19 protein-coding genes are annotated in these 24,078 nt (G+C 60.8%); 5 read left to right on the top strand and 14 right to left on the bottom strand.

Annotated features, from left to right (window positions below; genetic code table 11):
- Positions 1 to 3 precede the first annotated feature (3 nt).
- Positions 4 to 1,446, bottom strand: coding sequence for a PTS system trehalose-specific EIIBC component (treP, locus tag ACMYUN_RS20245; protein WP_415761568.1), 1,443 nt, complete (start codon positions 1,444 to 1,446; stop codon positions 4 to 6).
- Between the two features lie 235 nt (positions 1,447 to 1,681).
- On the opposite strand from treP, the gene treR reads away from it, so the two are divergent.
- Positions 1,682 to 2,386 (top strand): trehalose operon repressor, encoded by a 705-nt coding sequence (gene treR, locus ACMYUN_RS20240; protein WP_415761567.1) that lies wholly within the window; start codon positions 1,682 to 1,684, stop codon positions 2,384 to 2,386.
- Between the two features lie 83 nt (positions 2,387 to 2,469).
- Positions 2,470 to 4,680 carry a TerD family protein gene (locus ACMYUN_RS20235; RefSeq protein WP_415763985.1) on the top strand — a complete coding sequence of 737 codons (2,211 nt, stop codon included), beginning with the start codon at positions 2,470 to 2,472 and terminating at the stop codon, positions 4,678 to 4,680.
- Between the two features lie 168 nt (positions 4,681 to 4,848).
- Here the strand turns inward: ACMYUN_RS20235 and guaA are convergent, their stop codons facing one another.
- The 4 genes from guaA to ACMYUN_RS20215 form a co-directional block, all read right to left on the bottom strand.
- The gene (gene guaA / locus ACMYUN_RS20230; protein WP_016773344.1) at positions 4,849 to 6,426 is read right to left on the bottom strand and encodes a glutamine-hydrolyzing GMP synthase; all 1,578 of its coding nucleotides are present in this window, start codon (positions 6,424 to 6,426) and stop codon (positions 4,849 to 4,851) included.
- Between the two features lie 80 nt (positions 6,427 to 6,506).
- A complete protein-coding gene (gene guaB, locus ACMYUN_RS20225; RefSeq protein ID WP_016773343.1) occupies positions 6,507 to 7,976 on the bottom strand; it encodes an IMP dehydrogenase in 1,470 nt (489 codons plus the stop codon).
- Positions 7,977 to 8,081: 105 nt separating this feature from the next.
- Positions 8,082 to 8,630: a sugar ABC transporter ATPase gene (locus ACMYUN_RS20220; RefSeq protein ID WP_415761566.1), complete on the bottom strand. Its 549-nt coding sequence runs from the start codon at positions 8,628 to 8,630 to the stop codon at positions 8,082 to 8,084.
- 184 nt (positions 8,631 to 8,814) lie between these two features.
- On the bottom strand, positions 8,815 to 9,582 hold the full coding sequence (locus tag ACMYUN_RS20215; protein WP_415761564.1) for a sulfite exporter TauE/SafE family protein: 768 nt from the start codon (positions 9,580 to 9,582) through the stop codon (positions 8,815 to 8,817).
- Positions 9,583 to 9,803: 221 nt separating this feature from the next.
- On the opposite strand from ACMYUN_RS20215, the gene xseA reads away from it, so the two are divergent.
- From xseA to leuA, 3 genes are all read left to right on the top strand, one after another.
- Positions 9,804 to 11,183: an exodeoxyribonuclease VII large subunit gene (gene xseA / locus ACMYUN_RS20210; protein WP_039761444.1), complete on the top strand. Its 1,380-nt coding sequence runs from the start codon at positions 9,804 to 9,806 to the stop codon at positions 11,181 to 11,183.
- 3 nt (positions 11,184 to 11,186) lie between these two features.
- The gene (locus tag ACMYUN_RS20205) at positions 11,187 to 12,008 is read left to right on the top strand and encodes a peptidoglycan DD-metalloendopeptidase family protein (protein WP_039761443.1); all 822 of its coding nucleotides are present in this window, start codon (positions 11,187 to 11,189) and stop codon (positions 12,006 to 12,008) included.
- A 478-nt stretch (positions 12,009 to 12,486) separates the two neighbouring features.
- The gene (gene leuA / locus ACMYUN_RS20200) at positions 12,487 to 14,166 is read left to right on the top strand and encodes a 2-isopropylmalate synthase (protein WP_253495674.1); all 1,680 of its coding nucleotides are present in this window, start codon (positions 12,487 to 12,489) and stop codon (positions 14,164 to 14,166) included.
- 179 nt (positions 14,167 to 14,345) lie between these two features.
- On the opposite strand, the gene ACMYUN_RS20195 is transcribed toward leuA, so the two are convergent.
- The 9 genes from ACMYUN_RS20195 to pilW all read right to left on the bottom strand — a co-directional run bounded on the left by ACMYUN_RS20195 (position 14,346) and on the right by pilW (position 24,069).
- Positions 14,346 to 15,137, bottom strand: a complete 792-nt coding sequence (locus ACMYUN_RS20195; protein WP_039761442.1) for an amidohydrolase — start codon at positions 15,135 to 15,137, stop codon at positions 14,346 to 14,348.
- A complete protein-coding gene (locus ACMYUN_RS20190; protein ID WP_122699556.1) occupies positions 15,125 to 16,273 on the bottom strand; it encodes a pyridoxal phosphate-dependent aminotransferase in 1,149 nt (382 codons plus the stop codon). The genes ACMYUN_RS20195 and ACMYUN_RS20190 overlap by 13 nt, the downstream gene beginning before the upstream one ends.
- Before the next feature lie 158 nt (positions 16,274 to 16,431).
- Positions 16,432 to 17,904, bottom strand: coding sequence for a ribosome biogenesis GTPase Der (der, locus tag ACMYUN_RS20185; RefSeq protein WP_024014210.1), 1,473 nt, complete (start codon positions 17,902 to 17,904; stop codon positions 16,432 to 16,434).
- A 135-nt stretch (positions 17,905 to 18,039) separates the two neighbouring features.
- Positions 18,040 to 19,191 carry an outer membrane protein assembly factor BamB gene (gene bamB / locus ACMYUN_RS20180; RefSeq protein ID WP_039761439.1) on the bottom strand — a complete coding sequence of 384 codons (1,152 nt, stop codon included), beginning with the start codon at positions 19,189 to 19,191 and terminating at the stop codon, positions 18,040 to 18,042.
- The gene (locus ACMYUN_RS20175; protein WP_016773334.1) at positions 19,184 to 19,825 is read right to left on the bottom strand and encodes a tetratricopeptide repeat protein; all 642 of its coding nucleotides are present in this window, start codon (positions 19,823 to 19,825) and stop codon (positions 19,184 to 19,186) included. The genes bamB and ACMYUN_RS20175 overlap by 8 nt, the downstream gene beginning before the upstream one ends.
- Positions 19,826 to 19,866: 41 nt before the next feature.
- Positions 19,867 to 21,156, bottom strand: coding sequence for a histidine--tRNA ligase (gene hisS / locus ACMYUN_RS20170; protein ID WP_056790156.1), 1,290 nt, complete (start codon positions 21,154 to 21,156; stop codon positions 19,867 to 19,869).
- Between the two features lie 22 nt (positions 21,157 to 21,178).
- Positions 21,179 to 22,288: a flavodoxin-dependent (E)-4-hydroxy-3-methylbut-2-enyl-diphosphate synthase gene (ispG, locus tag ACMYUN_RS20165; protein ID WP_016773332.1), complete on the bottom strand. Its 1,110-nt coding sequence runs from the start codon at positions 22,286 to 22,288 to the stop codon at positions 21,179 to 21,181.
- A gap of 3 nt (positions 22,289 to 22,291) precedes the next feature.
- Positions 22,292 to 23,311 carry a helix-turn-helix domain-containing protein gene (locus tag ACMYUN_RS20160; protein ID WP_039761434.1) on the bottom strand — a complete coding sequence of 340 codons (1,020 nt, stop codon included), beginning with the start codon at positions 23,309 to 23,311 and terminating at the stop codon, positions 22,292 to 22,294.
- Entirely contained in the window at positions 23,311 to 24,069 is a 759-nt protein-coding gene (gene pilW / locus ACMYUN_RS20155; RefSeq protein ID WP_016773330.1) for a type IV pilus biogenesis/stability protein PilW, read from the bottom strand. Before pilW ends, ACMYUN_RS20160 begins: the two co-directional genes overlap by 1 nt.
- Positions 24,070 to 24,078: the final 9 nt, after the last annotated feature.

Here is a 24,078-nt window from a genome sequence, read left to right as displayed (position 1 = left end):
ATTTCAGGCAACCCGGTAACCCGGACGGACGATCTTCATGCTCAGCACGCAGGTCAGGGCAAACGGCACGAGCATGGCGATCAGCATCCCGATGACGAACATCGGGATGAACTGCGGAACGATCGAGATGAAACCGGGCAAGCCACCGACGCCGATGGCCGAGGCCTGGATCTTGTTCAGCGAGAGGAACATGCAACCAAGCGCCGAACCGGCCAGCGCGGCGTAAAACGGAAACTTGTAGCGCAGGTTGACGCCGAACATCGCCGGCTCGGTGATGCCGAAATACGCAGAAATCGCTGAGGTCGAGGCCATGCTCTTGTCCCGCGCATTACGGGTCATCCAGAACACCGCCAGTGCCGCGCTGCCCTGCGCCAGATTGGACATGACGATCATCGGCCAGATGAAGGTGCCGCCCTGGCTGGAGATCAGTTGCAGGTCTACGGCAAGAAACATGTGGTGCATGCCGGTGATTACCAGAGGCGCATACAACAAACCGAAAATCAGACCGCCAACCAACGGCGCCAGATCGAACAGCATCACCAGTCCTTCGGTGATGTAGATGCCGATATGCCGGGTCACCGGGCCGATGATCGCCAGGGCCAGCACGCCGGTGACAACGATGGTGGTGATCGGCACCACCAGCAGCTGCACCGCGTTGGGCACGCGTGTGCGCAGCCATTTTTCGATCACGCTCATCACATAGGCTGCCAGCAGGATCGGCAGAATCTGCCCTTGGTAACCGACCTTTTCCACCTGGAACAGGCCGAGGATGTCGAAGTACGGCAACTGCTGCCCGTCCAGCCCAGCGACGGCCTTGCCGTAATTCCAGGCATTGAGCAGGTCCGGATGCACCAGCATCAGACCGAGGACGATGCCGAGGATCTCGCTGCCGCCGAAGCGCTTGGCCGCCGACCAGCCGACCAGCGCCGGCAGGAACACGAACGAGGTGTTGGCCATCAGGTTGATCAGGCTCCACAACCCGTCGAGGTTGGGATAGGCATCGAGCAGGGTCTGGCCCTCGATGAACATGCCCTTGGCGCCGAGCAGGTTGTTGATGCCCATCAACAGGCCGGCAATGATCAGCGCCGGCAGGATCGGCATGAACACATCGGAAAACACCCGCACCAGCCGCTGCATGGCGTTTATCTTCTCGGCGCTTTTCTGTTTAACGTCGGCGATGGTCGATGCCGCAAGACCTGTCTGCTGGCGCAGTTCGGCATAAACCTTTTCCACATCACCCGGGCCGATGACCACTTGATACAACCCGCCGGTGAAGAACGAACCCTTGACCAGATCGACGCCATTGAGCGCGGCCACATTCACCAGCGCGGGGTTCTTCAGCGCCAGGCGCAAACGCGTGACGCAATGCGCCGCCTGCTCGATGTTGTCGCGGCCACCGAGGCTTTCCAGCAGCTCTCGGGCGATGTTCGGGTAGTCATGGCTCATGCTTGTTCTTCCGTCGTGGATTGTTGTTATTGGCAGCACGCCGAGAGGAAAAATACTCGTCTGTACGAGTTAATGCAACAACTCGTCTGTACGAGTCTGCATCCGTGGATGAACGTCAGAAAAACGCGGATTCTTCCTACTCTGACTTAAGATGTTTTCCTTCGTCCGCATGGACAAACCCCTACCCTGCCCTTAAGGTTCGGGGTTTTGAGCACCGTCGGCACAGAGTCCAGCCATGAGCAAATACAACCAGATCTACAGCGATTTGCTTGCCAGCATCACCACCCAGCGCCTGGAGCGCGGCGCCCGGCTGCCTTCCGAAACCGAACTGATGGACACCTATCAGGCCAGCCGTGGCACGGTGCGCAAGGCCATCGACCAGTTGCAGGAGCGCGGTTTCGCTCAGAAGATTCACGGTAAAGGCGCGTTCGTGCTGTCGACCAACCCGATCGAATTCCAGCTCGGCGGCATCGTCAGCTTCCAGGAGACCCACCCGCGACTGGGCAACGACGTCAGCACCGAAGTGGTCGAGATGTGTCAGGTGCCGCTGGAAGGTGCGCTGCTCGAACACATCAATGCCGACCCCGGCAGCCCGATCACGCGGATCAAGCGAGTACGGCGCATCGACGGCAAACGCGTCATCCTCGACATCAACCACTTCGTCAGCGACGTGATCCCCGACCTGTCAGCAGACATCGCCGAACATTCGATCTACGCCCACATCGAACAGACCCTGCAGCTGCAGATCGCCTACGCCCAGCGCACCATCGAAGCCGTGCCGTCCAGCAAAGACGACCAACAACACCTGGACCTCGACGGCCAGAGCCATGTCATCGTCGTCAGCAACCAGACCTTCCTGCAGGACGGCCGCCAGTTCGAATACACCGAATCACGGCATACGCTGGACAAGTTCTATTTTTCGGATGTGGCGCGGCGGTAATAGCCGCTGGCAAGCGAGCCCGTTTCAAAATATGTGGTTGGCTGACAAGCCGCGATGACCTCCGGTAGTATGCCGCCGTGGCTATGGAACACCTTCCTTCTATCCTCCATGAACTAGGGGTTCCGCTCTCCACACCGCGCCTGCTTATTGCAGGCGTTTTCGTATCGATTGCACAGGTGAGCTTCAGCTCACTGGAAACGGCGACCAAGGAAGAAATCATGATTAATCAGGAGCTGTTCCTGCGGCGCCGTACAAAGCTGCACGTTCCTGCGGGCTCTGGCGGAGCCACACGCGCGCAGGTCGCATCAGCTGTCAAAGAAGTTACAGCGTTTCGATGCGTTCTCTCCGAGCCGCTGATCGAGCGAATCGGCACGCTCTCTGCGGTCGAACTCAAGAACTGGCTGCGTGAAGTCATTCGAGTCCTGCGGCGTCGCAGCGGTGCTCATGTACATCACCGACCGTTTTATCCTGACTTTCCCAATCAAGTCCTCGAAGCGACAGAGGCTGAGTTGTATCTCAACGCCGTCATTCACTACCACACACTTCGGCGCCTGCCACCCAGCGAACAGGTTCGGCCAGCCATGCTTGAAGGCAACTTCATTCATTGGGTCATCGAACCGGGAAGTGTCAGCGAGTTCGAGGCGTTGCTCGAGCCGCTGGTCTCATCGCACACCTCGCTGTCCGAAGAGGAAGCGGCGGATGTCATCTGGTTTATCCGAACATACAAAAGCGATGTGTTCCGCCTGCTGCCAGAGACCATCCCGTTCCGCGAGATTCGCGCGCTGGTTGGTGCCGCGCTGATCCTGCATATCGGTGACGATGCCCGGGTCGAGGCCTTCCTTGAGCAAAATGTCGAAACGGCAACGGACGTGCTGCGTGTGGCGATCGCACTGCATGGTGGAGACGTGTCGCTGGCAACAGCGCAGACGCGCTTTGGCAAAATTAAACGCTCGATGCGTCGCAAGCTGTTGCGCCTGCTCGACCGCTCGCCCAACGCTACGGAAGATGTGATGCGCCAGGCCGAACGCTGGAAACGCCTGGCCGAAGTCCTGCATCCAGGCGATTACGCTGAGAAGTATCCGCGAGCATTCGCGGCCATCACCGCAGCGCGACGCAACGATCCGCCGCCCTCGTTCGGGTCGCGTGTCGAAACCATGCTTGCCCAACGCCAGATCGCCGCGCTTACGCCGGTGCTGCAGGATCGTCCCGGAGAATTCGCGCGCCGTCTGGACGTGATGTTACGGCGTGCCACAGAACCGGACGCGGTGCTCGACGCCTTTGCGGCTGTCGCGGCGCAAGTGTCCTCACCTGTGCTGCTGCAATTGCTGGCCCAGGTAAATGCCCCGCGCCCCCTGCCCTTGCGGGCGTTCACACCTAAAGGAGCGCTGGCGAAAGTCTTCGGCACTGCTGATCGTCGAGAGTCGATCGCACCGCAGGTATTGGCACGTGCCGCACAGATTTGCGAGAACGCCCTGATCGCGCGTTTCACGTTGCTGCCACCACTGGGACGTTGTTTCATCGATCCGGCATTGCGCGACTACCGAGTGCCACTGGCACAGCGCGCCGCAGCGAAGTCGTTGCGCACGCTGGTACGCGGCAGTCGGTTGCCAATGCCCGATACGCGATTCATTCGCCTGTTTCTATGGTGGAAGAATGGCCGTGACCGCACGGACATCGACCTGTCCGCCGCCTTCTTCGACAGCGACTTCGTCTTCAAGGAAGCAGTCGCCTATTACAACCTCAAAGGCTATGGCGGTTACCACAGCGGCGATATCGTCGACGCGCCTGAAGGCGCTTCCGAGTTCATCGACCTCGACCTTGATGTTCTTGCCGAGAAGGGTATCCGTTATGTCGTCACGTCCCTCAACTCGTTTACCTGGCAGCCATATTGCGACCTTCCGGAATGCTTTGCGGGTTGGATGGCCCGCGCCGACACGGCATCTGGCGAAGTATTCGAGCCGCGCACCGTAGTCGACCGCGTCGATATCGCCTCAGACACCGGTATCTGTCTACCCTTCGTGATGGACCTACAGGAGCGACGCATGATCTGGGCCGATCTGGGGCTGACTTCATCGCCCCGTTGGAACAACGTCGACAACAACCTCAGCGGGGTTTCGTTGATGCTGCGCGCCTTGGTGCATACACCACGGCCGGAACTGCACACACTTTTTGATTTGCATGTGCGGGCACGAGGTGAACGAGTGGCCTCTGCGGAGCAGGCGCAGACGGTGTTTGCGCCTGATCAAGGGTTGACGCCGTTCGACACGGATCTGATTCGATCTGAATATCTTTGAGATCTGCGACAGGCTTACTGGCTTCTGAACACATAGCTGCGCCTGAAAGTTTTCGGCGCTATCAATAAAAAATGCCAGTCAGCAAAACTGACTGGCATTTTTCCAGAGCATGGCTAAGCGCTTTTGAAACTGGCGCCTAGCGGAGGCCGGACGAGCCGGCTTCCTCCATCACTCCCACTCAATCGTCGCCGGCGGCTTGCTCGACACGTCATACGTAACGCGGGAGATGCCTTCGATTTCGTTGATGATGCGGCCGGAGACGGTTTCCAGCAATTCGTAAGGCAGATGTGCCCAACGTGCGGTCATGAAGTCGATGGTTTCTACGGCACGCAGGGCAACCACCCATGCGTAACGACGACCGTCGCCGACCACGCCGACCGATTTGACTGGCTGGAACACCACGAACGCCTGGCTGACCTTGTGGTACCAGTCGGCCTTGCGCAGTTCTTCGATGAAGATGTGGTCGGCGCGACGCAGCAGGTCGGCGTATTCCTTCTTCACTTCACCGAGGATGCGCACGCCCAGGCCCGGGCCTGGGAACGGGTGACGGTAGACCATGTCGTACGGCAGGCCCAGCTCCAGGCCAAGGCGACGGACTTCGTCCTTGAACAGTTCGCGCAGTGGCTCGACCAGTTTCAGGTTCATTTCTTCCGGCAGGCCGCCCACGTTGTGGTGCGACTTGATCACGTGGGCCTTGCCGCTTTTCGCGCCAGCCGACTCGATCACGTCCGGGTAGATGGTGCCCTGAGCGAGGTACTTGATGTTGTCCAGCTTGCAGGATTCGGCATCGAACACGTCGATGAAGGTGCGGCCGATGATCTTGCGCTTCTTCTCCGGGTCGGCTTCGCCGGCCAGGTTGTTGAGGAACTGCTCCTCAGCGTTGGCGCGGATCACCTTGACGCCCATGTTCTCGGCGAACATGGCCATCACTTGCTCGCCTTCGTGCAGACGCAGCAGACCGTTGTCGACGAAGACGCAGGTCAGTTGATCGCCGATGGCTTTGTGCAGCAGTGCGGCAACCACCGAGGAGTCAACGCCACCGGACAGGCCCAGCAGCACGTTGTCGGTGCCGACCTGGGCGCGGATGTTGGCGATGGCGTCTTCAGCGATCTTCGACGGCGTCCACAGTGCTTCACAGCCGCAGATGTCGAGCACGAAGCGCGACAGGATGCGACCGCCCTGTTTGGTGTGGGTCACTTCCGGGTGGAACTGCACGCCGTAGTAAGCGCGGTCGTCGTTGAACATACCGGCGATCGGGCAGCTTGGGGTGCTGGCGAGGATGTGGAAGTCTTCCGGCATCTTGGTGACTTTGTCACCGTGGCTCATCCACACGTCGAGGCCGAACAGGCCGTCGGCATCGATGTGGTCTTCGATGCCGTCGAGCAGGCGGCTCTTGCCGACCACGTCAACGCGGGCGTAACCGAACTCACGCAGTTCGGAACCTTCCACCTTGCCGCCCAGTTGCTCGGCCATGGTCTGCATGCCGTAGCAGATGCCGAAGACCGGAACGCCGAGATCGAACACCGCCTGCGGGCAGCGCGGGCTGTTGGCTTCGTGCACGGACTCGGGGCCGCCGGCGAGGATGACGCCTTTAGGGGCGAATTCGCGGATCGCATCTTCGTCCATGTCGAACGGGTGCAGTTCGCAGTACACGCCGATCTCGCGCACGCGGCGGGCAATCAGCTGGGTGTATTGCGAACCGAAGTCGAGGATCAGGATGCGGTGAGCGTGAATGTCGAGGGCCATGACTCATTCTCATGTAGTGAATCAGAAACAACTCGGGGCTGAATGAACAGCCCCGGTGATTTAACGTTTTGCTGGAAGCCTCAACCTACGCGGTAGTTCGGCGCTTCCTTGGTGATCTGCACGTCGTGAACGTGGGACTCGGCCATGCCGGCACCGGTGATCCGCACGAACTCGGGCTTGGTACGCATTTCTTCGATGTTGGCGCTGCCGGTGTAACCCATCGAAGAGCGCAGGCCGCCCATCAACTGGTGAATGATCGCGCTCAGGGTGCCTTTGTACGGCACACGGCCTTCGATGCCTTCCGGAACCAGTTTCTCGGCGCCTGCCGAGGAGTCCTGGAAGTAACGGTCGGACGAGCCCTGGGCCTGGGACATGGCGCCCAGCGAACCCATACCGCGATAAGCCTTGTACGAACGGCCCTGGAACAGTTCGATCTCGCCCGGCGCTTCTTCGGTACCGGCGAACATCGAGCCCATCATCACGCAGGACGCACCGGCCACGATGGCCTTGGACAGGTCACCGGAGAAACGGATACCGCCGTCGGCGATCAACGGCACGCCGGTGCCTTCAAGGGCGGCGGCGACGTTGGCGATGGCGCTGATTTGCGGCACGCCGACACCGGCGACGATACGGGTGGTGCAGATCGAGCCAGGGCCGATACCGACCTTGACTGCATCGGCGCCCGCTTCGGCCAGCGCCTTGGCGGCAGCGCCGGTGGCGATGTTGCCGCCGATCACCTGCACTTCAGGGAAGTTCTCCTTGACCCAGCGTACGCGGTCGATCACGCCTTTGGAGTGACCGTGTGCGGTGTCGACCACCACCACGTCCACGCCGGCATTGACCAGTGCAGTCACGCGATCACCGGTGTCTTTACCGGTGCCGACCGCAGCGCCAACGCGCAGACGACCTTGATCGTCCTTGCTGGCCAGCGGGTAGGCTTTGGCTTTTTCGATGTCGTTGACGGTCATCATGCCTTTGAGGGCGAATTTGTCGTCGACGATCAGCACGCGCTCGATGCGGTGCTTGTGCAGCAGTTCACGGACGTCGTTCTTGTCGGCGCCTTCCTTGACCGTGACCAGACGCTCTTTAGGCGTCATCACTTCGCGGACAGTGGCTTCCAGACGGTTTTCGAAACGTACGTCGCGGGAGGTGACGATGCCGACCAGGTCGCCATCGTGCAGTACCGGAACGCCGGAAATGTTGTGAAGACGGGTCAGTTCGAACAGATCACGTACCGTGGCATCGGCCTCGATGGTGATGGGATCCTTGACCACACCGGCTTCGAACTTCTTGACCTTGCGCACTTCGGCAGCTTGCTGCTCGATGGTCATGTTCTTGTGGATAATGCCGATGCCACCTTCCTGAGCCATGGCAATCGCCAGACGGGCTTCAGTAACGGTGTCCATGGCGGCAGAAACCAGAGGAATATTCAGTTCGATGCCACGGGTAAGACGGGTCTTGAGACTGACTTCGTTGGGAAGCACCTCGGAATAACCGGGCACTAGGAGAATGTCGTCGAATGTCAGAGCTTCTTGGCTGATACGCAGCATCGCGGGGGCTCCCGAGCGGGAAAATGGAAGCGCGCCATTATAGTCAGACACCCCCTGCTGTTCAATGTAAAACTCAGCCTAATTGATAGATGGGAAAGCCCGGCCCTACAGCTCCACCTTGACCCAGGAGACAGGTTGATCGAGCCAATCGGCGAACTCGTCGATAAAGCTCTGCTTGAACCCCGCCTCCAGCCAATTATTGAAAATGAAGCCGAGATTGGAAAACGCGCATTCCCGCAAAAACAGGAAGCCGTTGATGTCGTCCTCATGCCCGCATTCCGGGCAGGTGAAATTGTCGGTGCGCCCTGGAAACCAGTCTTCGAGGCTTTCAAACAGCGCCTCGCCGACTTCGCGGCGGCATTCCGCGCAACCGGCTTCTTCGAGAAAGCCCTTGGCCGGGGTGTAGATGCAGCGTTTGGTGACGATCTCCAGGCCGTTGATCGGCTCGCCGAACGGCAGCGCCTCGGGATGCAACACCACCGCGCGCGCGCCGTCAGCGATCGCGTGAGCCATGCGATTGCCGGTGCGCCCGCAAGTGGTCAATTGCTCTTCGACGATGTTCTTGCGCACCAGCCAGCGCACGATCGCCCGCGCCCGGGGTTCGTGCACCGGAAGGGTGGAGATTTTCGGGACGATGATGCTTTGCGAGTTCATGGTGGAGCCTGCGACGTCAAATGGAAGTTCTGCGGTGCTCACTCCGCCGTCTTCGCGGGCAAGCCCGCTCCCACAGGGATCTCGGTCGATCACAAAGGTTGTGTACACCAGAGAAACCTGTGGGAGCGGGCTTGCCCGCGATGGCGTCAGTGCGGCCGGCAGCTTAATCCCTGAAGAAATCCGGTCAAGTGCTGAAATAGCGCACGATCAACGCGATCCCGCTGGCCAGCACCAGCCACGTCACCAGCCGCACAAATGCCTCGCGCGACAACCTCATGGTCAGCCGCCGGCCGATCCACAAGCCCAGCGCCATCGCCGGCAAAAGACACAGCGCCAGCATCAACAAGGGTAGCTCGGCATATACACCGGCGATGACAAACAGGCTCAAGCGCACCACGGTGCTGCAACTGATCAACGCACTTTGCGTGGCCCGCGCCGCTTCCTTGGTCAGACGGCTGTTCAGATAGATCGCATAAAGAAAGCCGCCACTGCCAAACAACGCGCCGAACAACCCGCCCACCGTCCCCATCGGCACCGCCCACGCCGCCGACAACTGTGCCGGCCGCGCTTTGACCCACAGGCTGTAAACCGCATAGGCGCAGATAAACAGCCCCATCAAAAGCAGTAACAGATCGGATTTCAGATTGAGCAGGAAGATCACCCCCAACGTGCAGCCGATCGCCATGCACGGCAGCAGCCTGAGCAATTCCGGCTTGGCGATGTCGCGCCGCGAGGGCAGCAGATTGCCGAACGCGGCGACGAAATCCAGCAGCACCAGCAGCGGTACGATCTTCGACAGTGGCATGAACAGAATCAGAATCGGCCCCGCGACCAGCGCCGTGCCGAAACCGGCGATGCCGAAGACGATGTAGGCCAAGGCGATGGCCACCCCGATGACCGCCCAACCGCCTGCGCCCCACGACCACGCCCCCAACAGCTCCATCATGCTCATCGTCCGCATCCTTTATAAGACCGCGCTGAATGTAGCCAGTAGCGGGCGGCAGGACCAGATATCAAATTGATCCCATGTGGGAGCGAGCCTGCTCGCGAAGGCGGAGTGTCATCCCCCGTTGTTGTCCGCTGACACAATGCTTTCGCGAGCAGGCTCGCTCCCACAGGGTTTTGTGTGGGTGTCATGGTGATTGGCGGGCAAATGCCTTTAAACTGCGCCCCATGATTAAAGATCCCTTTGCAAGACTTGGCCTGGACCGTGAAGTCCTGACCGTCAGCCAGCTCAACGGCCGCGCGCGGGTGTTGCTGGAAGACGTGTTCAGCAATATCTGGGTCGAAGGCGAAATCTCCAACCTCGCGCGCCCGGCGTCCGGCCACGTCTACTTCACCCTCAAGGACAGCGGCGCGCAGGTGCGTTGCGCATTGTTCCGGCAGAACGCCGCCCGCGTGCGCCAAGCGTTGAAGGACGGTCTGGCGGTCAAGGTGCGCGGCAAGGTTTCGCTGTTCGAAGGCCGTGGCGACTATCAGCTGATACTCGACACCGTGGAGCCGGCCGGTGACGGCGCGCTGCGTCTGGCCTTCGATGCGCTGAAGGAAAAGCTCAGCGCCGAAGGCCTGTTCAGTGCCGAGCGCAAAGTGCCGCTGCCCGCGCATCCGCAGCGCATCGGCATTATCAGCTCGCCGACCGGCGCGGTGATTCGCGACATCATCAGCGTGTTTCGCCGCCGCGCCCCGCAGGTGCAACTGACCCTGATTCCGACTGCCGTACAGGGCCGCGAGGCCACCGCGCAAATCGTCCGCGCGCTGAAAATGGCCGATGCACGCGGCTTCGACGCGCTGATCCTCGCCCGTGGCGGCGGCTCGCTGGAGGACCTCTGGTGCTTCAACGAAGAAGCCGTGGCCCGCGCAGTCGATGCCTGCGTAACGCCGATCGTCAGCGCCGTCGGCCATGAAACCGATGTGTCGATCAGTGACTTTGTTGCCGACGTCCGCGCCCCCACGCCCTCGGCCGCCGCCGAACTGCTCGCCCCGGATTCCAGCCATCTGATCCGTCAGGTCGAAAGCCTGCATCGGCGTCTGGTGATGCGCATGCGTGATCGCTTGATGCGTGATCGCCTGCGTCTGGAAGGCATGGCGCGACGGTTGCGCCATCCCGGCGAACGTCTTCGCCAGCAGGCGCAACGTCTGGATGATCTGGACATGCGCATGCGCCGGGCCTTCGAACGCAGCCTCAATACGCGTCGAGAACGCCTGATCCGTCTGGAAACCCGTCTCGCCGGGCAACATCCGGGGCGCCAACTGGCCATGCTTCGCCAGCGCCTCGACAGTCTTGCCGAACGCCTGCCCCGGGCCATGCGCGATGGTCTGAAACAGCGTCGGCAGCAATTGCACAGTCAGATGCAGACCCTGCACGTGGTCAGCCCGCTGGCGACTCTCGGTCGCGGTTACAGCATTCTGCTCGACGAGCGTGGCCACGCGATTCGCAATGCTGCACAGACCCACACCGGCCAGCGTCTGAAAGCCAAGCTCGGCGAAGGCGAACTGCAAGTGCGCGTCGAGGACAATCACCTGACGCCCGTCACCCTCTCTTTACTGGACTGATCCATGCCGCGCTTTCTCGCTCCGCTGCTGTTGCTCTGCCTGACCTTCAACGCCCACGCTGACAGTTACATCACCCGGCTGCTGAACAAACCGGTGCCGGGCGGCGTCGCCGTGGTGGATCTGGGCACCGCCGCGCAGGCGCCGAAAGCCACTTATCAAGGCAAACCAGTATTGGTGGTCAAAGAGCAGAACAACTGGCTGGCGATCGTTGGCGTGCCGCTGACGGTCAAGCCCGGCGCGCAGCAGATCAGCAGTGGCGGGCGCAATCTGCCCTTCACCGTGGGCAGCAAGAAATATCCGGAACAGCACATCACCCTGAAGAACAAACAGCAGGTCAATCCGAACGCCGAGAACCTCAAGCGCATCGAGGGTGAACTGGCGGAACAGATCGCGGCTTACCGCAGTTTCAGCCCGAACACGCCGAGCAATCTGCTGCTGGACAAACCGGTCAACGGGCCGCTGTCGAGCAAGTTCGGCGTGCGTCGTTTCTTCAATGGCGAAGAGCGTAATCCTCATGCCGGTCTCGATTTCGCAGTGCCCGCGGGCACGCCGATAAAGACCCCGGCGGCGGGCAAGGTGATTCTGATCGGCAATTACTTCTTCAACGGCAACACCGTGTTCGTCGATCATGGCCAGGGCTTTATCAGCATGTTCTGTCATATGTCGAAGATCGACGTGAAGAACGGCCAGCAACTGGCGCGCGGCGCGGTGGTCGGCAAGGTTGGCGCCACAGGGCGGGCAACCGGGCCGCATATGCACTGGAACGTCAGCCTGAATGACGCGCGGGTGGATCCGGCGATATTCATTGGTGCGTTTCAACCGTAATCGTTGTGTCGAGGCTGCTGGCCTATTCGCGGGCAAGCCCGCTCCCACAGTGTCCGTGTCGTACAAAAATCTCATGTACACCCGAATAACCTGTGGGAGCGGGCTTGCCCGCGAATGCGCCCTGACCAACACCACAAGGCCCCATGACACACCGCCGGCTCGATTGCGCCCCTACCAAGCCCCACGCAAAAATAACGATACTCGAGTGAATCAGGCGCAATAAAATCGCGCAAAATCGCGACTTTCGGGTATTCCTCTCAATTTTTTCCTACTGCTTGCCATCCTTTCCCCTCGCGGTTAGGGTTGAAGCCATGAAAACCTCTCACACCCTCATTCAGCTTCGCCAGCACCGCAGCCTGTGCCTCGTCAGCGCACGACTGCCAGGCTGAATCGCTGCGCCTCGTCCCACGCTTTTCCAAGAACATTCGTTCAACCGGCAGGCCGCCTCTTTTCGGCCCAGACAACAAGGAATTTCCCGATGAGCATGCTCAAAGACCCGTCTTCGAAATACCGCGCGTTTCCCGTCATCAACCTGCCGGATCGCACCTGGCCGTCGAAAACCATCGACGCCGCGCCGATCTGGTGCAGCTCCGACCTGCGTGACGGCAACCAGTCGCTGATCGAGCCAATGGACGCGGCGAAGAAGCTGCGCTTCTGGAAAACCCTGGTGCAGGTCGGTGTGAAGGAAATCGAAGCGTCGTTCCCTGCCGCGTCGCAAACCGACTTCGACTTCGTGCGTACCCTGATCGAAGAAGGCCACATCCCCGACGACACCACCATTCAGGTGCTGACCCAGGGCCGTGAAGATCTGATCGAGCGCACCTTCGAATCCCTGCGCGGGGCGAAGAAAGCCATCGTTCACCTGTACAACGCCACCTCGCCTTCTTTCCGTCGCATCGTCTTCAACCAGGACAAGGACGGCATCAAGGCCATCGCGGTCAACGCGGCCAAGCTGTTCGTCAAGTACGCAGCACTGCAGCCGGAAACCGAGTGGACCTTCGAATACTCGCCGGAAACCTTCAGCGCCACTGAGCTGGAATTCGCCAAGGAAGTCTGTGACGCCGTGATCGAGGTGTGGAACCCGACGCCTGAGCACAAGATGATCCTCAACCTGCCGGCCACCGTCGAATGCGCGACGCCGAACGTTTACGCCGACCAGATCGAATGGTTCGGCCGCAACATCAACCGTCGTGACAGCGTGATCATCAGCCTGCACACCCACAACGACCGTGGCACCGGCGTCGCGGCCACAGAGCTGGGCCTGATGGCCGGCGCCGATCGCGTCGAAGGCTGCCTGTTCGGCAACGGCGAACGCACCGGTAACGTCGACCTCGTCACTGTCGCGCTGAACATGTACACCCAGGGCGTCGACCCTGAGCTGGATTTCTCCGACATCGACGGCGTGCGCAAGGTCGTCGAAGAGTGCAACCAGATCCAGGTGCACCCGCGTCATCCGTACGTTGGCGACCTGGTGCACACCGCGTTCTCCGGCTCGCACCAGGACGCAATCCGCAAGGGCTTCGCCCAGCAGAAACCGGACACCTTGTGGGAGGTGCCGTACCTGCCGATCGACCCGGCCGACATCGGTCGCAGCTACGAGGCGGTGATCCGCGTCAATAGCCAGTCGGGCAAGGGCGGCATCGCTTACTTGCTGGAACAGGAATACGGCATCAGCCTGCCACGGCGCATGCAGATCGAGTTCAGCCAGGTGGTGCAGCGTGAGACCGATCGCCTGGGCCTGGAGATGACCGCCAAGCAGATTCACTCGCTGTTGATCAGCGAATATCTGCAGGCCAACACTCCTTACGCGCTGGTCAGCCATCGTTTGCAGGAAGAGAACGGCAACAGCGCCGTCGAAGTCGAAGTGGCGAGCAAAGGTCAGGGCGAAACCAACCTGCATTGGCGCGGCAAGGGCAACGGTGCGCTGGAAGCACTGGTCGCCGGCCTGCCGATTCCGGTGGAGATCATGGACTACAACGAACACGCGATCGGCGCGGGCACCAATGCCAAAGCGGCGGCCTATATCGAATTGCGGGTGAACGGTGAACGTGCGGTGCACGGCGTGGGTATCGATGAAAACATCACCACCGCCAGCTTCAAGGCATTGTTCAGCGCGCTGAACCGCTCGCTGAGCCAGCCGGAGGCGAAAGCGGCGTAATCGACCGCTGAAATGCGAAAGGCCCCAGAGTGTGAGCTCCGGGGCCTTTTTTTTGTAGATCAAAGGATGCGATCGTTCCCATGCTCCGCGTGGGAATGCCTCAAGGGACGCTCCGCGTCCAGTGACGCGGAGCGTCACGGGCTGCATTCCCACGCAGAGCGTGGGAACGATCGGCTGCGTTAGGTGAACTCGAAAGTGTCGGCATCCAGGTTCGCCGGAAAGCGCTCTCGATACGCCGCCAACGGCGCAGCTTCCAGAACCACCTTGAACACGCCATCCGCCTCCCCCGCCGCCAGCAATGTCTCGCCCTGGAAATCCAGCACCTGACTGTCACCGGTATAGGCGAAGCCCTTGCCGTCGCTGCCGACCCGGTTCACCGCCGCCACATAGCAGAGATTTTCAATCGCTCGTGCCGGCAGCAGGCGGTTCCAGTGCAGACGCCGTGCGCCCGGCCAATTGGCGGTGTACAGCAGCAGATCGGTATCCTGCGCATCGCGGCTCCACACCGGGAAGCGCAGGTCGTAGCAGATCAGCGGACGAATCCGCCAGCCCTTGAGCTCGAACTGCACCTGCCGCTCGCCGGGCGTGTAATGGTTGTGCTCGCCGGCCATGCGAAACAGGTGCCGCTTGTCGTAATGCAGCACTTCGCCGTCCGGCCGTGCCCAGAGCAAGCGATTGCGATGGCTGCCGTCAGCCGCCTGAATGATCACGCTGCCCGTGATGACCGCATCAAACTTCGCCGCCTGCGCCCGCAGCCATTTGCTGGTCGGGCCGTTTTCGGCTTCGGCGAGGGTTTCCGATTCCATGGAAAAACCGGTGGTGAACATCTCCGGCAGGATGATCAGATCGGCGCCCCGGGCCTGCTCCAGTAGCAGCTCGAAATGCTCAAGGTTGGCCTGCCGGTCGTGCCAGGCCAGGCTGGTCTGGATCAGCGCCAGGGTCAGGTCTGGCAATGCACTCAGATCACGCATAGTTTCGCCGCCGCTTCACGCAGCGTCTCCTCGCGTTTGGCAAAGCACAGGCGTATCAGGCGCTGGCCTTGCGGTGGATGCTGGTAAAACACCGACACCGGAATGCTCGCGACACCGTGCTCGCGAGTCATCCACATGGCCATCTCAACATCGTTCAGATCCGGACGGATCTGCGAATAATCGACCAACTGGAAATAGGTGCCGGTGACCCGGGTAAAACTGAAGCGCGACGGCGCGAGCAGATCGCAGAACAGATCGCGCTTGGCCTGATAGAAACCCGGCAATTCTTCAACGTGCTCCGGGTGCTCAGCCATGTAATCGGCCAGCGCGTATTGCAGCGGCGTGACGCCACAAAAACTGACGTACTGATGCACCTTGCGCAATTCGGCCGTCAGCGCTGGCGGGGCGACGACGTAGCCGGTTTTCCAGCCAGTGACGTGGTACGTCTTGCCGAAGGAACTGACCACGAACGCGCGCTGATACAGCTCTTCATGGGCCAGCACGCTGACATGCGGGACGCCGTCGAAAACCAGGTGCTCGTAGACTTCGTCGCTGATCAGATAGATGTCGCGATCGCGGATCAACGCCGCCAGTTGATCGAGTTCGGCGCGGCTGATCAACGCGCCGCTGGGGTTATGCGGGGTGTTGATGACGATCATTTTCGTGCGCGGGCTCAGGGCCGCAGCGAGCTGATCGAAATCAATGGAGAAATCGTCCGGATTCAGTTGCACATGCACGCAACGACCACCCGCCAATTCCGTCGCCGGTGCGTAGCTGTCGTAGCACGGATCGAAGACGATGACTTCATCGCCGCTGTGGATAACTGCCTGAATCGCGCAGAAGATCGCTTGGGTCGCGCCGGGCGTTACCGTCACTTCATGATCGGCATCGACAGTCACGCCGTAGCTGCGGGCGATCTTGGCCGCGATCTGCTGACGCAACGCCGGCAAACCGGTCATCGGCGAATACTGGTTGTGGCCACTGGCGATATGCCGCCCGACCGCATCACGCAACGACTGCGGGCCGTCGAAATCCGGAAAACCCTGGGACAGGTTGATCGCGCCGGTCTGCGCCGCGAGCTGAGACATCTGCGTGAAAATAGTGATGCCGACATTCGGCAGCTTGCTGGTGATCATCGGGAGCCCCTTGCAGGTGAGCTGCAAGTTTCAAGCGACAAGCTGCAAGTTTCAAGCGCCAAGCTAAATCCGCCGCCCACAAAAAAGGGCTTCATACGAAGCCCTCTCTGCTTTACCGCTTTTACTTGAAGCTTGCAGCTTGAAACTCGCAGCTGCTTCTATTTCTTGTCGCGGCGCTTCTTGCTGGCTTTCTTGTTGTGCGACATCAAGCGACGCTTCTTGTTGACCTGGCGGTCGGTCAGCGTGTTCTTGTTGCCTTCGTACGGGTTCTCGCCGCCCTTGAACTCGATGCGGATCGGTGTACCGACCAGCTTCAGTACACGACGGTAAGTGTTTTCCAGATAGCGCACGTACGACTTCGGCACTTTCTCGATCTGGTTACCGTGGATCACGATGATCGGCGGGTTCGCACCACCCAAGTGCGCGTAACGCAGCTTGATCCGGCGGTTGTTGACCATCGGCGGCGCGTGCTCGCCCACCGCATCTTCGAGAATCTGGGTGAGGCGGTTGGTCGGCCAGCGGGTCACAGCGGACTTGAACGAGTTCTGCACCGAAGCGTAGAGGTTGCCCACGCCCGTGCCGTGCAGTGCCGAGATAAAGTGGATGTCGGCGTAGTCGACGAAGAACAGCCGGCGTTGCAGCTCGACTTTGACGAAGTCGCGCTCGCTCGGCGTCATGCCGTCCCACTTGTTGATCGCGATGACCAGCGCACGACCGGACTCGATCGCGAAGCCCAGCAGGTTCAGGTCGTGGTCGACCACACCCTCGCGGGCGTCCATGACGAAGATCACCACGTTGGCGTCTTTGATCGCCTGCAGGGTTTTGACCACGGAGAATTTTTCGACTTCTTCGTGGATCTTGCCGCGCTTGCGCACACCGGCGGTGTCGATCAGCGTGTACTTCTCTTCATTGCGCTCGAACGGAATGTAGATGCTGTCACGGGTAGTGCCCGGCTGGTCATACACGATGACCCGGTCTTCACCAAGCATGCGGTTGACCAGGGTCGACTTGCCGACGTTCGGACGACCGATGATGGCGATCTTGATCCCGTCTTTTTCGCTCGGGCCAGGAATGCGCTTGGCTTCCTCGCCTTCGGCAACGACTTCTTCCTCTTCGCCTTCAGCCGGCTCGTCATCATCACGCGGGAATTCGCTCAGGGCGGCTTCCAGCAATTGCGTGATGCCACGGCCGTGGGCGCCGGCGATCGGGATCGCGTGGCCCATGCCCAGCGGGGCAAATTCGGCGCGGGCCATTTCCGGGTCGATGTTGTCGACCTTGTTGGCCACCACGTGGGAACGCTTGTTACGTTTGCGCAAATGCTCGGCAATCATCTGGTCGGCAGCGGTAAAACCGGCCTTGGCATCTACCAGAAACAGCACCACATCGGCTTCTTCGATGGCCAGCAGCGACTGCTCGGCCATTTTTTCGTCCATACCATGTTCGTCACCGGAGATACCGCCGGTGTCGATCAGAATGTAGGAACGCCCTTGCCACTTGGCCTCACCGTACTGGCGATCACGGGTCAGACCGGACAGGTCGCCGACGATGGCGTCACGAGTCCTGGTCAGGCGGTTGAACAAGGTGGACTTGCCGACGTTCGGTCGGCCCACCAGGGCGATTACGGGAACCATGCGGCTCTCCACTGCGTTATTTCAGAAAATACAAAAGCCGCTGCGAGGCAGCGGCTGGTGCTCGGGGCAACACCCGGGGGCGCTGCAAACCCTGCTGATGCAGGGCCGCTTGGGGATGAACCCCAAGCATAGTTGTTACTTGATGGTCAGGGCTTCCAGTTTGCCGCTGTTGCCATACACATAAATCGTGTCGCCCACCACCAGCGGACGGGCACGCAGGCCGTCGCTGTCGATGCGCTCACGGCCGACGAAACGACCGTCGACCTGACTCAGCAGATGCAGATAACCTTCCAGGTCACCCACAGCTACGTAGCTGGAGAACACTTCCGGTGCCGACAGTTGACGGCGAGCCAGCGAGTCGTTGCTCCACAGTGCGGTGGTGGAACGCTCGTCGACGCCTTCAACGGTGCCCGAGGACAGGCTCACGTAGACGCTGCCGAAACCCTGAGCGATACCGGCATAGCTCGACGCATCGCGCTGCCACAGTTGACGACCGCTTTCCAGGTCCAGTGCCGCCACGCGACCCTGATAGCTGGCGACGTACAGCGTGCCGCCGGACAGCAGCAGACCGCCGTCGATGTCGACCACGCGCTCCAGCTCCGAACGACCCTGTGGAATGGCGATGCGTTGTTCCCACACCGGCACGCCGTTGGAGATGTCCAGCGCGACCACTTTACCGGTCGACAGGCCAGCCACCGCCAGGCGGTTGGTCACCAGCGGAGCACTGGTGCCGCGCAGGGTCAGGACCGCCGGGGTGCTGTCATACACCCAGCGCTGGTTGCCGGTGGCAGCGTCCAGACCGATCAGACGATCGTCCTGGGTCTGCACGACTACCACGTCGCCATTGTTGGCCGGTGGCGCGAGGACTTCACTGTTGACGCGGGCACGCCACTTCTCTTCACCGTTGCTGGTGTCCAGAGCGACGACTTCGCCACGCAGGGTACCGATCAGTACCAGACCGTAACCCACGCCAACGGCGCCGGAGACAGGCAGTTCCAGATCCTGGTCCCACTTGACGTCGCCATTGCTGCGATCCAGCGCCATCACTACGCCGGTCACATCGGCGGCGTAGATGGTGTCACCGTCGATCGCCGGCACCAGCATGTTGTAGGTTTCGCCCTGACCGTCACCGATCGAGCGGCTCCACTGCTTGTGCAGAACCACTTCTTCTTTGAAGTCGGTCAGTTCGGCCGGTGGCAATTCTTTCTTGCTGTTGCTGCTGCAACCCGCGGCCAGAAGGGCCAGAGCCAGCAATGCTGCATGCTTCCAACGGATCACGTCACGCATCCCCTTTGGCCAGGTCGTCGAGCTTGATTTGAAGGCCACCGACCGCCGCTTCATCCGACAGTGCCGCCTTGGCTTTTTGATACGCCTTGTTCGCGTCATCGGTACGGCCCAAGCGCACCAGCAGGTCGCCCTTGAGTTCTTCGCGAGTGGCCAGGAACGCTTTGTCGGCATCGCCGTCGAGCAGTTTCAAGGCGTCTTCGGCTTTGTCCTGCGCGCCCAGTACCTGCGCCAGACGCTGACGGGCGATTTCGCCCAGCGCCGGGTTGGCCGGCTTGTCGACAATGGCTTTGAGTTCGGTTGCCGCGTCGTCCAGCTTGCCGCTGTCAACCGCTACTTTGGCGACGAACAGGCTGCCGTATTGCGCGTAGGCAGAACCGCCGTATTCGCTGTTGAGCTTGCCGGCCAGATCCGCAACGCGCGCGGCATCGGGCTTGCCGTCAGGCGTCAGGGTGGTTTCCAGCAATTGCTGATAGAGCACCGAGGCGCCTTGCGACTGGTTGCTCTGGTATTTGTGATAAGCCTGCCAGCCGAACACGATGACCAGCGCCAACAGGCCGCCGGTGACCAGAGGTTTGCCGTTGCGTGTCCACCAGTCCTTCAAATCCGCCAACTGTTCGTCTTCGGTACTCGACACCCCAATACTCCTTAATCGCTAAATCGGCTGTTAAGACAGCTTCAACCCTGCACGACGCAGGTGGCCAGGTGAGCGGCGAGCGCATCCCAGGCAATGCTTTGTTGTTCGCCCTGGCCACGCAGGGGTTTGAAACCTACCACTTGCTGGGCCATTTCGTCGTCACCGAGGATCAATGCGTACAGCGCACCGCTCTTGTCGGCCTTCTTGAACTGGCTTTTGAAACTGCCGGCGCCGGCATTGACTTGCAGGCGCAGGTTTGGAAGTTCATCGCGTACCCGTTCGGCCAGGGCCAGACCGGCCAGCTCGGCCTCTTCACCGAAGGCGCAGAGGTAGACGTCGACCTGACGGGAAATCTCTTCCGGGATCTGCTCGAGGGTTTCTAGCATCAACACCAGACGCTCGATGCCCATGGCGAAACCGACGCCCGGGGTTGGCTTGCCGCCCATCTGCTCGACCAGACCGTCGTAACGGCCGCCCGCGCACACGGTGCCCTGGGCGCCGAGCTTGTCGGTGACCCATTCGAAAACGGTTTTGCTGTAGTAATCGAGGCCGCGCACCAGTTTCGGGTTGAGCACATAAGGAATGCCGACGGCATCCAGACGCGCCTTCAGGCCTTCGAAGTGGGCACGGGACTCGTCGTCGAGGTAATCGGCCATTTTCGGCGCATCGACCAGCACAGCCTGAGTGTCGGCATTTTTCGTGTCGAGCACGCGCAGCGGGTTGGTTTTCAGACGACGCTGGCTGTCTTCGTCGAGCTTGTCGTGGTGCGCCGAGAGGTACTCGACCAGCGCTTCACGATAGCGACCACGGGATTCGCTGGTGCCGAGGCTGTTGAGCTCGAGCTTGACCGCATCACGGATGCCCAGCTCGCCCCACAGGCGCCAGGTCATGATGATCAGCTCGGCGTCGATGTCCGGACCGTCGAGGTTGAACACTTCCAGACCGATCTGGTGGAACTGGCGATAGCGGCCTTTTTGCGGACGCTCGTGGCGGAACATCGGGCCGATGTACCAGAGCTTCTGCACCTGACCGCCGCCGGTGATGCCGTGCTCGAGCACAGCACGCACGCACGCCGCAGTGCCCTCCGGACGCAGGGTCAGCGAGTCGCCGTTGCGGTCTTCGAAGGTGTACATCTCTTTTTCGACGATATCGGTGACTTCGCCGATCGAGCGCTTGAACAGCTCGGTGAACTCGACGATCGGCATGCGGATCTGCTTGTAACCGTAGTTATCCAGCAGACGCGCCACAGTGCCTTCGAAATAACGCCACAGCGGCGTCTGTTCGGGCAGGATGTCGTTCATGCCACGAATGGCTTGCAGAGACTTGCTCACAAAATTTCCTTAATTCGTTCGATCAGCCGCGCGCGATAACGGCAGCGTCAGCTTCGACCTTTTCGGCCGCTTTCTGGCGGATCAGCTTTTCCAGCTCGTCCACCAGATTGTCATTCGTCAGCTTCTGCGACGGCTTGCCGTCGATGTAAATCAGGTTGGGCGTGCCGCCGGTCAAGCCGATATGGGCTTCCTTGGCTTCGCCGGGGCCGTTGACCACGCAACCGATGACCGCGACATCCAGCGGCACCAGCAGGTCTTCAAGGCGCCCTTCCAGCTCGTTCATGGTCTTGACCACATCGAAGTTCTGCCGCGAGCAGCTCGGGCAGGCGATGAAGTTGATGCCACGGGAACGCAGATGCAAAGACTTGAGAATGTCGTAACCGACCTTCACTTCCTCGACCGGGTCGGCCGCCAGCGAGATCCGGATAGTATCGCCAATCCCTTCGGCGAGCAGCATACCTAGGCCCACGGCGGATTTCACCGTGCCCGAACGCAAACCACCAGCTTCGGTGATACCCAAGTGCAGCGGCTGGACGATTTCCTTTGCCAGCAAACGGTAGGCTTCGACGGCCATGAACACATCGGAGGCCTTCACGCTGACCTTGAAGTCCTGGAAATTCAGGCGTTCGAGGTGTTCAACGTGGCGCAGCGCGGATTCGACCAGCGCCGCCGGGGTCGGCTCGCCGTATTTCTTCTGCAGGTCTTTTTCCAGGGAACCGGCGTTGACGCCGATGCGGATCGGAATGCCGCGATCACGGGCAGCATCAACCACAGCACGCACGCGGTCTTCACGACCGATGTTGCCCGGGTTGATGCGCAGGCAGTCCACACCCAGTTCGGCCACGCGCAAAGCGATTTTGTAGTCGAAGTGGATGTCAGCCACCAACGGCACTTTGACCAGTTGCTTGATCTTGCCGAACGCCTCGGCGGCGTCCATGTCCGGCACCGAGACGCGAACGATGTCGACGCCGGCAGCTTCCAGACGATTGATCTGCGCCACGGTCGCAGCGACATCATTGGTATCGCTGTTGGTCATGCTCTGCACAGCGATCGGCGCATCGCCGCCCACCGGTACGTTGCCGACCCAGATCTTGCGCGATTCGCGACGTTTGATTGGAGATTCGCCGTGCATGACTTATTGACCCAACTTCAGGCGAGCAGTCTCGCCACTGGTGAACGGAGCGATGTCGACCGGTTGGCCGTTGTAGCTGACCTGTGCCGCGCGGGCAACGCCCAGACGCACATTGAGCGGCGGCTTGCCGGAGACGGTCACGCTGTCGCCTTTATGCTTCAGACCACTGAAAATCACTTTGCCACGGCCATCGGTCACCTGTGCCCAGCAATCGCCGGTGAACTGCAATTGCACCTGGCCTTCGCCGGCAACCGGAGCAGCTGCTTCAGCGCTTGGCGCTTGAGCAACCGGCGCGGTCGGGGCCGGTGTCGCAGGGACATTCGGGGCGGGAGCGGTCGGAGCCGCCACCACTGGCGCCGGGGTGTGGGCCGGTGCGCTTGGTGCAACAGCTGGCGCGGCCGGCTCGGTGGCTGGCGCAGCGGATTCGGCGCCGGTGGATTCAGCGCTGGTTTCCGACTGCGGCAGGGCCAGCGATGTCGAGTTGTCAGCCTGATTCTCGGCGACAGCCTGATCTTCCGGCTCGTCGATCGGGTGGATCTGCGTGGTGCCGTCAGCGCCTTCGACTTCGACGTGTTCCGGCGCGAGGCTGGTCAGATCGCGGGTGCGCTGGGAGGTCTGATCCTGCCACCAGACGAAACCGCCGCCGATGACCGCGATCAGCAGCAACAGGCTGACGATACGCAAAATGGTGTGGGAAACGCGCACCGGCTCTTCGATACGACCGAGGGCGTGAACGTTGCTGCCCTGGGAGTCGGTGCCGGTGGACTGGTCGAACTGCTGAACCAGAACGGTCTGGTCCATACCGAGCAATTTGGCATAGGCGCGAATGTAACCGCGAGCGAAGGTATGCCCCGGCAGCTTGTCGAAAGCGCCGGCTTCAAGATTGCTCAGGGATGTCACGGTGAGGTTGAGCTTGAGGGCCACTTCGGCCAGCGACCAGCCATTGCTTTCGCGGGCCTGGCGCAGGGTCTCACCGGGATTAACGCGATTCGCTGCTACAACTTCGGGATGCGCCGCTTTCATCATTGCTCCGACAGGTATTGCTGATATTCCGGCGTACCGGGATAGAGTCGTTTTAATTGCAGACCGTAACTGGCTGCCTTGTCGCGATCTTCAAACACTTTTGCCAGCCGAACGCCGAGCAATAGACTACGTGCATTTTGTTCGGTCAGCTGGCTGAAACGGTCGTAATAGTCACGCGCGGGCACATAATGCCTGTCTTCGAAGGACAACTCAGCCATTTCCAGCAATGCGCGCGGTTGTTGGCGGTTCAGGCGCAGGGCTTTTTCCAGCTGTTGCTGTGCCAGATCGCGCTGGCCAAGCTTGGCGGCGGTCATGCCGAGGTTTTCGAAGACCCGCGAACGCTCAGGATACAGGGTATCGGCGGCCGCTTGTTCAAAACGCTCGTAGGCTTCCTTATAGCGCTGTTCTTCGTAGAGAAAACTGCCGTAGTTGTTGAGGATGCGTGCATCGGCGGGACGTGAGGACAAGGCCTTGCGGAAATGCTCGTCGGCCAGTGCCGGCTCCATTTCAGCCTGAAACACCAGACCGAGCGCGGCATTGGCGTCGGGGTCGGAACCGTCCAGCTCCAGCGCTTTCTTCAAGGGCACCTTGGCGCGCTCGGTCATGCCCTGCTGCAGATAGCCCAGACCCAGCTGCACGTAGGCAGCCCGCGCTTCATCGCGGCCCTTGCTGGTCTTCATCGGGTTGTAGTCACCCGACAGGACACAACCAGCGCACAGGCTGGCCAACAGCAACAGCAGCGCAAAGCGCAGGGACATAGAGATCCT

It is taken from the genome of Pseudomonas sp. CP4 (assembly GCF_047758505.1).
Taxonomy (GTDB): domain Bacteria; phylum Pseudomonadota; class Gammaproteobacteria; order Pseudomonadales; family Pseudomonadaceae; genus Aquipseudomonas; species Aquipseudomonas fluorescens_AO.
Note: the sequence above shows the minus strand (reverse complement) of the source record. Positions and strands in the feature narration are given on the sequence as shown.